Annotated in this window: 7 protein-coding genes; 5 read left to right on the top strand and 2 right to left on the bottom strand. The window is 68.0% G+C overall.

Translation table 11 applies throughout. The features are described 5' to 3' along the window. Window positions 1-75 precede the first annotated feature (75 nt). Window positions 76-1,053 (bottom strand): carbohydrate-binding family 9-like protein, encoded by a 978-nt coding sequence (locus LLH23_09960; protein ID MCE5238802.1) that lies wholly within the window; start codon window positions 1,051-1,053, stop codon window positions 76-78. 195 nt (window positions 1,054-1,248) lie between these two features. Further along, a complete protein-coding gene (locus LLH23_09955; protein MCE5238801.1) occupies window positions 1,249-5,382 on the bottom strand; it encodes a beta-galactosidase in 4,134 nt (1,377 codons plus the stop codon). A gap of 107 nt (window positions 5,383-5,489) precedes the next feature. Here LLH23_09955 and LLH23_09950 point away from each other — a divergent pair, with 107 nt between their 5' ends. The 5 genes from LLH23_09950 to nth all read left to right on the top strand — a co-directional run bounded on the left by LLH23_09950 (window position 5,490) and on the right by nth (window position 11,361). Then, entirely contained in the window at window positions 5,490-6,539 is a 1,050-nt protein-coding gene (locus LLH23_09950; GenBank protein ID MCE5238800.1) for a hypothetical protein, read from the top strand. Between the two features lie 17 nt (window positions 6,540-6,556). Further along, the gene (locus LLH23_09945) at window positions 6,557-8,167 is read left to right on the top strand and encodes a M14 family metallopeptidase (GenBank protein ID MCE5238799.1); all 1,611 of its coding nucleotides are present in this window, start codon (window positions 6,557-6,559) and stop codon (window positions 8,165-8,167) included. A 128-nt stretch (window positions 8,168-8,295) separates the two neighbouring features. Beyond that, window positions 8,296-9,216: an NAD(P)-dependent oxidoreductase gene (locus LLH23_09940; protein ID MCE5238798.1), complete on the top strand. Its 921-nt coding sequence runs from the start codon at window positions 8,296-8,298 to the stop codon at window positions 9,214-9,216. Between the two features lie 119 nt (window positions 9,217-9,335). Then, a complete protein-coding gene (locus LLH23_09935; GenBank protein MCE5238797.1) occupies window positions 9,336-10,538 on the top strand; it encodes an AGE family epimerase/isomerase in 1,203 nt (400 codons plus the stop codon). Between the two features lie 154 nt (window positions 10,539-10,692). Continuing rightward, window positions 10,693-11,361: an endonuclease III gene (gene nth / locus LLH23_09930; protein ID MCE5238796.1), complete on the top strand. Its 669-nt coding sequence runs from the start codon at window positions 10,693-10,695 to the stop codon at window positions 11,359-11,361. Window positions 11,362-11,388 lie beyond the last annotated feature (27 nt).

Here is an 11,388-nt window from a genome sequence, read left to right as displayed (position 1 = left end):
ACACGACGCGGCACCCACGCCTCAGCAGGTCGCCCGTTGGTCGTTAGCTGTTAGTCGCGACCCTCAACCCTCGCCTCAGTTCTCCTTGAGCAGCTTGTAGATCAGGAAGCCGTACTTGACCTCGTAGCTCTGGCGGTTGAGCACCTCCAGCTTCATGAGGGCCTCACGCATCTCCAGGATCCCCGCCTTGTCGGCCTCCCGGTTGATCGCCTCGAAGCGCTGCCAGTCGGCCAGCAGGGCCTGGGCCTGCGCGCCATACTTGGCGTCCTGCGCCGCCGCCACCAGACCCTCACGGTACTCGCCGAAGCTCTTGACGGCCTGCGCGACTTGCTTGAGCAGCGTGCCACGGTATTCCTGGTTGAGCTTCTCGGTGAGCGCCGTGGTCTGGGCGGAGGTCAGCGTGCCGCCCTCGAAGACGAGGGTGGCGAAGTTCTCGGGCTCGAAGAAGCGGGACTGTAGCGGGGCCCAGCAGGTGAACTTGTCGCCGCCTGACTTGGTGGTGAAGATGTTGCGGCAGATGTCCGCGGTCCACTTGTCGCCCGCCTTGGCGGTGGCGTTGACGATAGCCCACGGAATGAGCGTCTCGAGGCTGTAGGAGGAGTCGCCGATCTTGGCGGCGGCCTTCATCTTCGTGATGTCCGGGTGCCCCTCGAAGCCGCCCTTGGCCCCACCGGCGGTGATGGCGAACTGGTAGGTGTCGGCGTTGCGCTTGGGCTGAATGAAGATCTCGATGCTGTCTTCGGCCCAGGTGTCCCCGCCGTCAAAGGCCTGTGGCTTGAGCAGCTTCGCATCCGGCTCCTCACAGACCACGGCGATGAACAGGCCGGCGTCAGTCCAGCATAGCTGCGCGGCCGTCTGCTTGGCGTAGGTGTAGCCATTGCCCAGCACCGAGAAGCCGGTGACCGAGGGAATGGTCTGCCAGGCGGGATCCCCCGCGACGTCGCCGTCCACGACCGGGGCCGTGGCGGGGCGGTGGCAGGGGTAGGTGGGCGGCGCGGCCCAGAGGCACGCCGGGATGAGCAGACAGGCGATCAGTGCGAGGCGGGTGGTCATGATGTCCTCCATGTTCCGGGGGCGGCATGCGGGCCCACCCCCGGGCCTTCGGCCGACCCCTCCCCACAGGGGAGGGGTTACTCTCCTGACACACTAGTGGGTACCACGAGGCTCCGTGGTACCCGACCAGCTACTGCAGAGACCTCCCCTCCCCTGCGGGGAGGGGTGCCCGCGCAGCGGGCGGGGTGGGCGCAGCTACTTCGCCGCGACCTTGACCGTCCCACTCCCTGTCACCCCGGTTGCCACATCCCGCGCCACGATCTTCCACGCGCCGGGGGCGTCATCCAGTGCCAGCGTGAGGCGGCCCTGCGCGCCGGCGGCCTGGGTCATCAGGTTCCGCGCGTACCACGGGCGTTCCTTGCCGTCGGGGCCGAAAACCTGCATCCGCACGACATGGTCGCCCAGGCGGCCCTTGGCTTGCAGCGCCACCTGGCACGTCAGCGCCTGCCCGGCCGTGGCCTGCGCCGGGGCGGTCACCCGGAGGCCCTCCACCCGGTACGGCAGCAGCGCGTACAGGTGCGCCAGGCCCGGCGTGAGCTTCGTCCTGAGGTTCTGTACCTCACCCAGGTACTTCCCGGCGCGCACGTCGTACAGGTGCGCCTTGCGGCCGAAGTCCACCGTGACAGCACGCGGCTGCAGGGCCGGTGCGGTCTTGTTGGTGTACGCGAGCGTGTCGAAGGGCAGGGACTGGACGATGCCGATGTATTCGGCGCCGCCGCGGCGGAAGCGCGATACTTCGACATGCGGCGCGTCTGGCAGTACCCGCACGACCGGCTCGATGCCCGCGGTCTTCAGCACCCCGGCCAGGAAGGCCCGGTAGCCCGCGCCCTCGTTCCAGCCCGCGAACTCCTGCCCCTCGACCTTCGGCAGCTTGCTGTAGCCCTGCAGCGACAGGTTCAGCAGGAGGGCCTTGCCCTTCCCGCTGGCGTGGGCGACCAGGACCGGCGCGCTGCCGACTTGCGCGAGGGCTTTCCCGGCCGCGGCCTTCAGCGACCCGTCCACCAGCACATTGTCCGCCTTCAGTCCGGCGCCGGAGGTCTCCGGGGCGCCGGCGAAGTCCAGGCTGCCCGTGGCCTTGGCGAACGCGGCGGTCTGTGACACGCCGAACAACTCGTCCAGCGCGGGCGTCGCGTACGGCTTGCCATGCTCGTCAGTCACGCCCGGGCGCAGGTCGGCGATGACCGTGCCCCCGTTGGCGGCGAACTGCTTGATGGCGGCCACTTCGGCTGCCGACAGCGCTTGCGCCGAGGGCAGCAGCAGGACCTTGAACTGGTCGTTGGTGAGCTTGCCCTGACGTACCTCGGCATACGACAGCACCTTGGCCTCCAGGCCACAGTCGTGCAGCATCATGACCATGCTGCTCAGAGTGGTGTCTATGTCCGGGAAGCCCGCGGTGGCAGTGGCCAGGTGGACGCTGGAGTCCGACCACAGCAGGGCGATGCCATCATGCTGGCGCTCGGCGTTCATCAGCAGCTTGCCGGGCCCCTGCTTGATCTCGCCCACTTCCTCGCAGGCCGCCTTGAAGAAGGGGTACAACGACGTGTCCCAGGCCATCACCGACCCGGCGTTGCCATAGCCGCACCAGACCCAGAAGCTGTTGGCGCCCTTGAAGAGCGTGCGCCACGGGAACCAGCGCATGAACGGCTCGTTGCGGTTGCCCGCATAGCCGCCGAACCAGCCGGCGCCCAGCAGCGTGTCGGGGGTGGAGAAGTCGCGCACGGCCAGCGACAGGAAGTCCCGGTAGTAGATGTTGTTGAGGCTCATCGCCCGGGCCAGTTGCCAGTAGTCATCGGCCTGCCAACTGGTCGCGACGGTGTCGGAGCCCTCGTAGCCCACCCGGGCGTGGGGCACGGTCTGCTTGATGACCTCGCGCGAGAAGTCGTGGATGCCCGCCCAGACGCTCTCCATGTGCAGGCGATGGTCCACCCAGGGCACGAGGTTGCCGGTCTTCTGCGCCTCCTCGAGCGTCTGCGGCTTCACGTCGGACCAGTTCGCGAACCGACTGCCCCATGCGGCGTTGAGCTTGTCCAGGCTGCCGTACGTCTCGCGCGCCCAGCGCTGGAAGTCGGCCACGCAGGTATCCGAGAAGCACAGGTCCCACCGCCCGGCGACGAAGTGGTTCTCATCGCCCAGGGTGAAGTCGGAGGTCGAGTACTGCAGGCCCCGCACCGCGCACTTGGTCAGCGTCTCGGTCACTTTCTGGCGGTACTCGGGGTTGGTCAGACACGGGTCGCGCACCAGGTCCCCCGCCTGGCGGGTGGGCTTCTCCTGGTACCAGTCGGTCTTGGTGTCCACATAGCGGGTGGCGTAGGGCAGCCACCACTGGTTCGCATATGGCCCGTAGCCGACCGAGCCGCCGTCGTAGAACGCATCTATCCCGTTGGCGCTGAAGGACTCGGCGATCATGGGAGCCAGGAAGCTGTTGCCGTAGCCCTGCCACATGACGTACTGCACGTCGTCGCGGGGGGCGTACAGGTTGTTCATCGAGAAGTCGCGCTGCTCGCTCGCCACGGCCTTGCCCCCCTGCAGCAGGTCCGCCGTCAGCCAGCCGATGATCGTGGACGAGGGGATGACCGGGACGCTGAATTCGGTCTCCGCGCCGGCGACGGCCACCTTGGCGGTGCCCAGGAGCCGGCCGTTGCTGTCGCGTGCGGATAGGGCGACCGAGGCGCCGCTGACTGGGCCGTCCACCACCAGCTTGCCCTTGATCGGCTCGGCCAGCGAGAAGCTCGGCTGGGTCAGCTCCAGGCTCTTGATCGTGACCGGGGAGGCTACCTCGACACCGAGGCTGGCAAACCCGAGGGTCTTTCCGCCGGCCTGCACCCGGACATTCGCCCAGTGCTGGCCGGCCGGCAGGGCCGGGAGCGCCAGGGCGACCGCGTTGTCGCCGGCCTGCAGGTTCAGCGGCTGCGACGCACACACCGGCCAGCCCGGCCCGCCGAGCGCCAGGGCCACGGTGGCCCCGGGCACGGCCTGCGCTGCCCGCACATTCAGGGCCAGCTTACCGGTCTGCCCGACCGTGGCGGTGGTCATCTCTCCGCCGGCCGTCGTCACCTGCGCCGGCGGGGTCTTCTTGGCCCCCCACAGGATCAGGCGGACCGCAAGCTGCAGGTAGTAGTCATAGTCGTCGCGGCAGTACTGCACGGGGCCCGAGGGGCCGGGGGTCAGCATCTGCTGGCTCGGCACGGCGTAGCTGACCAGCCCGATGCGGCCCTGGCCGAAGCTCGCGCTCTGCACCGTGCCGCGCAGGAACGCAGTGGCGTCAGCGTACTTGCCGAACGCCGGCAGCAGCTTGTAGGCGAAGCCCGTGGCCAACTCGGCCGGGGCCGGGCCGGGGAACTCGAAGCTCGGGTTGGGCAGCAGGTTCTCGTCCGTGCCGGCCTGCACGAGCTTCACATCGTCATACCACACGGTCCCCGGCTGGTAGTTCAGCAGGTAGACGCCCATGGACGTGGCTGCGGCGTTGGTCCTGAAGCGGTGCTCGGTGAGCTTCCAGGTATCACTGGCGGGCACGGCGACGCCCCCGCCGACGGGATGCAGACTGACGCTGGCCTGCCCGTTCTGGAGGCCCTGAGTCCGCGTCCACATGGAGAAGACGTACTCGGTGCCGGGTTCGAGCTTGACGGGGGCCACGTAGTAGCCCGCGCGCGAGGCCTCGCGACTGCCCTTGGTGACCGACTTGCACTCGATCCGCAGCGCGGCCTGGCCGGTGTGGCCGCCGGAGTAGTCCACCGCGCCCTCGTAGACGCCGGTGCCGAAGTAGTCGGCGATGCCCTGGGCGGCGCCGGACCACGTGGCCCAGTTCCAGCCGAACTCCGCGCCCTTGAGGATGTCGGGCAGGTATTGGTCGCGCTTGCGGATGCACCCGACCAACCCCGTCCCCGTCTTGACCTGCTTGAGGATCTCATAGCGGCAGTCCAGGGGGATTTTGTCCCAGTCCACGCCGCCTGCGACGATGACGTCATGCGGCGTGGCGAGGCTCTTGCGGAGGCGCTCAGCCAGCTCCTCGTTCGAGTTGCCCCGGATCAGCGTCCACGAGGCGTCCACACCGATGCCGGTGGCGCCGAACATGCTGGGGGTCTCCATGGCGAAGACCTCGTAGTCCATGCTCAGGCGCTGGGCAATCTCGATGGCCTCACGCATGGCCCCGCGATGGGTGATGAACAGCACCTTCGGCGGGGTCACGTACGGCTTGGCCCACGGGATGTGCGGGCTGACGACTTCCTCGGTGGGGGCGAAGAAGCGGTCGTCGTACAGGGGGCGCTCCTTGGGGGCGGCCCAACAGGCGACGGCCCCCAGCAAGGCAACCAACGCGCAGAATCTGGACATGTCACACCTCGTGTGCGGACGCTGCGGGAGGTTTCGCCACCGGTGCGGCGGAACCTGTAAGGACTTTGCCGCAAAGGAGTGTGCCTTACTTGTCGAGACTCTCGTCCGTGGCCGTACTCTCACTCGTCGTGGCCCTGATGGTTCCCGCTCTCGCAGCCGCCCAGCAGCCCCCGACCAAGACTCTGCATGTCGTGATCTCCACCGAAGTCCAGGCGCCGATGGTCATCCCGGGGATGCCCGCCGTGCCCATGCAGATCCCCGGAATGGGCGGCGGGGGTGTGCAGCACACGATCTCCGCCCGGGCGCTCTATGACCAGACGCCGGTCGAGCCGGTCTTCCTCACCGTGCCGACAGACCTCCAGCTGGCGGACAACCGCCTGCCGCTGCACGTGCCCAAGAGCACCACTGCCGGCGGCCAGGGCGACCAGGGCGGCCAAGGCGGCGACGGTACGCCGCAGACCGTGGAGTTCGTGAACAAGCTCTACTGGCATCCTGACCAGGCCGAGGGCCCCATCACGGAGTCCCTGAAGGTGCAGACGGGCGGCCGGGGCCGCGCCGGCCGCGGCGGGCCCGCGATGCCGGACCTCAGCCGCCTCGTGGACGAGATGATGGGCAAGGAGGCCACCGGGGACGAGGGTAAGCTGCCGCCGACCGTCAAGGGCCTGGGCGACTACGTCTGCAACACCGGCGGCACGGCTACGCTCGACGGCTTCCTGCCGGAGATCAAGGTCACGGCGCCGGACATGGGCAAGCTGAAGCTGCAGGAGCCCACGACGGTGACCTGGGAGCCGGTCCCGGGCGCACGCGGCTATCTGCTCATCGCCACCGGGATGCAGGTGGAGGGCGGCGGCCAGAAGATGACTTCGACCTCGTGGTTCAGCACGCTGGTGCAGCCGCCGCTGCGCATCCGGGGCGGCTACCAGCAGGAGACCACGATCGCCGATGACCTCAATAATGGCATCCTGCTGCCCGGCGACACCACCCGTTGCGTGATTCCCGGCGGCATTTTCACCGACATCAACATGCTGACCCTGCGCGTGCAGGCCATCGGTAACGACTTCTATAGCCACGCAGGCGGCGTCACCGTCTTCGGCACGATCCGCTCCGAATGGCGTGGCATGGCCATGATCATGGACATGGGCGGGGACAACGAGTAGCCACGGAGGCGTGGGACATGACAGCCCTACCGGCAGTTGCGTTCGGCGAGTACTACCAGCACCAGGAGCTGACCGAGCACCTGCGCCAGGTCGCCGCGGCGGCGCCCGACCGCGTGCGGCTGCACAACATCTACACCACGCCCGAGGGCCGCGAGGAGTGGCTGGTGGAGGTCACGGACCTCGCGACCGGCGACCCCGCCGCCCGGCCCGGCTACCTGGTCCAGGCCAATGTCCACGCGGTCGAGGTGTCGGGGACGACCGCCTCGCTGGTGCTGATCGAGCAACTCCTGACTGACCCCGCCGCCACGGCGCTGCTGGGCGAGGTCGCCTTCTACATCATCCCGCGGGTCAATCCCGACGGCGCCGAGTATGCTCTCACCACCTCCGGCCAGATCCGCAGCAAGTATGAGTACCGCCCGCGCAAGAACGGCCTCGTGGCCCGGGACCTCAACGGCGACGGCATGATCCTGTCCATGCGCTGGCAGGACCCCTTCGGCCCGTACCGGGCCGACGAGGAGGACCCGCGCCTGCTGCTGCGCCGCCGCGCCGGCGATGCCGGGCCGTTCTACCAGATGATGCGCGAGGGCATGATCGAGGACTATGACGGCGGCCCCATCCAGGAGGCCGTCCGCGGTCTGGACTTCAACCGCAACTGGGCGGTGAACTGGCAGCCGGAGCACCTGCAGTATGGCGCCGGCGACCACGCCTTCTCCAACCCGGAGCTCAAGGCGCTCGCCGACTGGGTGCGCGACCATCCCAATGTCTTCGCCATGCTGGGCTTCCACAACGGCTGCAATGCCGTGCTGCGGCCCTCGGCCACGACGGCGGATGACGAGATGAATGCCGCCGATGTGCGCATGATGAAGGAGATCGGGGAGATCGGCGAGCGGCTCACGGGCTTCAAGCTGCGGGCCGTGCGCGACTACCGCTGCGACTGCGACAAGCCCATCTCGCTCAAGGGCCATTTCACCGACTGGGGCTACTTCGGGCTGGGGCTCTCGGTGTACGAGATCGAGCTGGGTAGCGTCTTCAACGCCGCCGGCATCACCACCGACCAGTACTTCGGCGCTGATGAGCAGACGCGCGAGGTGCTGTTCATGCGGCAGGTGCTCAAGTACGCCACCGAGCAGGCGGAGCCCGGCTTCGTGGACTGGCAGCCGTTCGATCATCCCCAGCTCGGGCCGGTGGAGATCGGCGGGCTCAAGTCGGTCTTCTGGGGCACCCCGCCCCCGCAGGCCCTGCAGACCATCGGCGCCAACTGCGCAGAGTTCATCCTCGAGCACGCCCGACGCCACCCGCAGCTTGCCATTCACAGCCTCACCGCCGAGGCCGTGGAGGGGCAGGTGTACCGTCTGCAGGCCACGGTGGCCAACACCGGCGGCCTGCCCACGCAGGTGACCGAGCATGGCAGCCGCGTCGCGGCCAATGGCCCGGTCACCATCCGCCTGGTCCTCGGCGAGGGCGTGACGCTGCTGTCGCGTTCGGGCGTGGTGGAGCAGCCCTCTCTGCCGGCCCTGAGCGGCCACCTGGACCTGGAGTGGTTCGTGCGCGGGCCGGCGGGGGCGACGGTGACGGTGGAGGCGAAGGCCCCGAAGGCAGGAGCGGCGCGGCAGTCGGTACAGCTTTGACGGCCCGGACCGGCGGCCCGGTTCTGCCCGGTAGCCTTGCCCTTCCGCCGGAGTATTGGTAGTATCACCAGACACGCCGGGGAGGAGACGCCGGCGTGTCGGTTTTTCCTGTCAGGGAGTGAAGCCATTTGTCCAAGCGAATCATGATGATCGGGCCGACCGGCAAGATCGGCAAGCACCTGGTGCGGAAGCTCGTGGAGATGGGGCACGACGTTTCGGGCGTCGCCCGCTTCGGCACGCCCGGCCAGGAAGAGGAGCTGCAAGCCCTCGGCGTGACCACCCACAAGCGCGATGTGGCGGCCTGGGACGCCCTGGCGGACCTCCCCGCCGACTTCGACATCGTCTTCCACATGGCCGGTCTGAAGTTCGGCTCCAGCCAGAACCCCCCGGCGGCGGTGAACATGAACGTGTTCGTGACCGGCCGGGTCATGGAGTACTTCCAGGACAGCGGCTGCGTCCTGTACTCCTCCAGCGGTAACGTCTACCCCGACTCGGTGGATGGCTGCAGCGAGTCCGATCCTGTGGGCGCCTCCAGCCTGTACGCTACCACGCGCATGGGCGCCGAGTGGATGGTGGACTACTTCTCGCGCCGCAACAACACGCCCGCCGTCAACCAGCGGATCTTCTACGGCTACAACACCGAGTTCGGGGTGCCGACGGACATCGCCCGGCAGGTGCGCGACGGCGAGGAGATTGACCTGACCACCTCCTACGTCAATGTCATCTGGCTGGATGACCTGATGGACGCCATGTACCGCTCGTGGGAAGTGGCCTCGGTGCCGGCCAAGTACCTGAACCTCACCGGCACGGAGAAGGTCAGCGTGCGTGCCATCGCCGAGAAGCTCGGGCAGCTCATGGGCAAGGAGCCGAAGTTCACGGGCACGCCCTCCGAGACGGCGCTGCTGGCCAAGACCGATGAGATGGTGCGTCTGTTCGGCGAGCCCAAGGTCTCGCTCGACGAGGGCCTCGCCCGCGTCGCCGAGTCGGTCATGAAGCACGAGCACCCCATTGACCACCCGACGATGTGGGAGAAGCGGACAGGGTTCTGACGGCGAGTGGCAGGTGACAAGTGGCAAGTGACGGCACAGGGCGTCCGACGATGGGTCGCCTGCGTTCCCCGTGGCGGCGGCAACCATGTCGCCGCCACGTTTGTTGCCAGGAGGAGAACATGAGACAGGCTCTGTCGGTGGTGCTGACACTGCTGGCCATCTCCTCGCTCGCCATGGCCGCTCCGCCCCTGCGCCATTCGCGCGCGTGGGTCAACCAGCGCCTGGCCGACATGGTGGCCTGCGACGAGGCGTACCTGTACAACGAGGTGCTGGGCGGGCGGGCGATCCACCAGAACAGCATGAGTAAGCCCGAGCCCACCGAGGCCTGGGAAGGCAACTTCCACACCCAGCAGCAGTCGTACTACGCGCTCGTGAAGATGGACCTATACGAGCTGGGCGGGAAGCAGGACGCGGCGCTGCTCGACCAGGCCCGCGACCTCCTCGACTGGGTCGTGCGCCACGGCTATGACCCCGCCGATCCCCACTTCTACCTCAAGTACTCCACCAAGACCGGCACGTGGGAGAAGGGGTTCTACCCCGAGTTCAACATGATCAACGTGGCCGGGCTGCTGTGCTACACGCACTACCGTCGCCACGGGAGTTGGCCGCAGATCGCCGAGGGCGTGCTGGCCCGCATCACCGCGACCAGCGCCTTCAGGGCCGACCAGACGCAGAACCTCTACGGGTCGGGCTACCTGGCCCTCAAGCTGCTGGACTGCTACGACTGCCGCCGCGAGGAGCGCTTCCTGACGCTGGCGAAGACCGTCGTGGCCCATGCTGATGCGGCGCTGTGGGACGGCGAGTACGGTGGGTGGTTCATTGATGGGAAGGCCGGCGGGCCGCTGCCGAAGTACACGACGAAGTTCACCCACATCAACTCCAACATGATCCAGGCCTGCCTGCGGCTGGACCTGCTGGGCGAGCACCAGTACCGCGCCCACGCGCTGGCGGCCCTGCAGTTCCTCGCCGACCGCAGCCGCACCCCCGATGGCGGCTGGGTACGGCACAACGTCCGCGACGGCTCGGACCCCAAGCAGCCCCCGGGCATCGGCGACGGCGGCACCACCGAGCCCGGCACGCCGGTCGTCTACGACCGCAACATGCAGATGATCGTGGCCTGCTGCCTGGCGTGGCAGGTGACAGGTGAGGCGAAGTACCTGCAGTGGGTGGACAACACCCTCGACCGCATGGAGAAGACCCACCTGACCAAGTACCCGGTCGGCGTCAACTACGGCTACACCGGGGCGAATGACTACGAGAACACCTGGTGCCACCTGTGGGGGCTGAAGGCGTTCATCGCGATGGCGAGGCTGTGGGGATAGGCGGTTGCGCTTATGTGGGAGCAGTCACGAGTGGGAGGGCTCGGCAGTGGGAGCGGTCCCCGACCGCGACCCGGCAGCCAGTCGCGGTCGGTGACCGCTCCCACGTGACCGCAACCACCGATGACCGCTCCCACTGCCAGCACGGAGGCAACTGATGCGTGAATCCAAGGCCAAGAGGCAAGCCCGCGCCCTGCAGATCGCCGAGTCACTCGACGCGGAATACCCCGGCGCGACCTGCGAGCTGAGCTACCGCACCCCGTTCGAACTTCTCGTCGCCACCATCCTGTCGGCCCAGGCCACGGACGTAAAGGTCAACGAGGTGACGGCCGACCTGTTCCGCACCCACAACAAGCCCGAGCACTTCGCCAAGGCCGACGCGGCATGGCTGGAGCCGGTCCTGCGCCCCACGGGCTTCTTCCGCAACAAGACCAAGAGCATCATCGGCGCCTCGCAGATGCTGCTGGAACGCTTCGGGGGCGAAGTGCCGCAGACAATGGCGGAGCTGATCCAGCTCCCCGGCGTGTCGCGCAAGACGGCGAGCGTCGTGTTGGGATGTGCCTACGGCCTGGCCGAGGGGATCGTCGTGGATACGCACGTGGCGCGGCTGTCGGTGCGCCTGGGGCTGACCCCGCCGCAGACCGAGACGGTGGCGATCAACACCGACAAGATCGAGCGGGACCTGATGGCGCTAATCCCCAAGGAGCGGTGGATCAGCTTCGCCCACTGCCTGATCTGGCACGGCCGGCGGGTGTGCAGCGCCCGCAAGCCCGCGCACGACCGCTGCTGCGTCGAGGGGCTGTGCCCACAGGTTGAGGTGGACTGAGGCCGTGTGTAGGGCGGGGGCTTGTAC

The sequence above is a fragment of the bacterium genome, assembly GCA_021372615.1.
Lineage (GTDB): Bacteria > Armatimonadota > Zipacnadia > Zipacnadales > UBA11051 > JAJFUB01.
The sequence above is the reverse complement of the archived record's forward strand: the minus strand, read 5'-3'. Positions and strand labels throughout refer to the sequence as shown.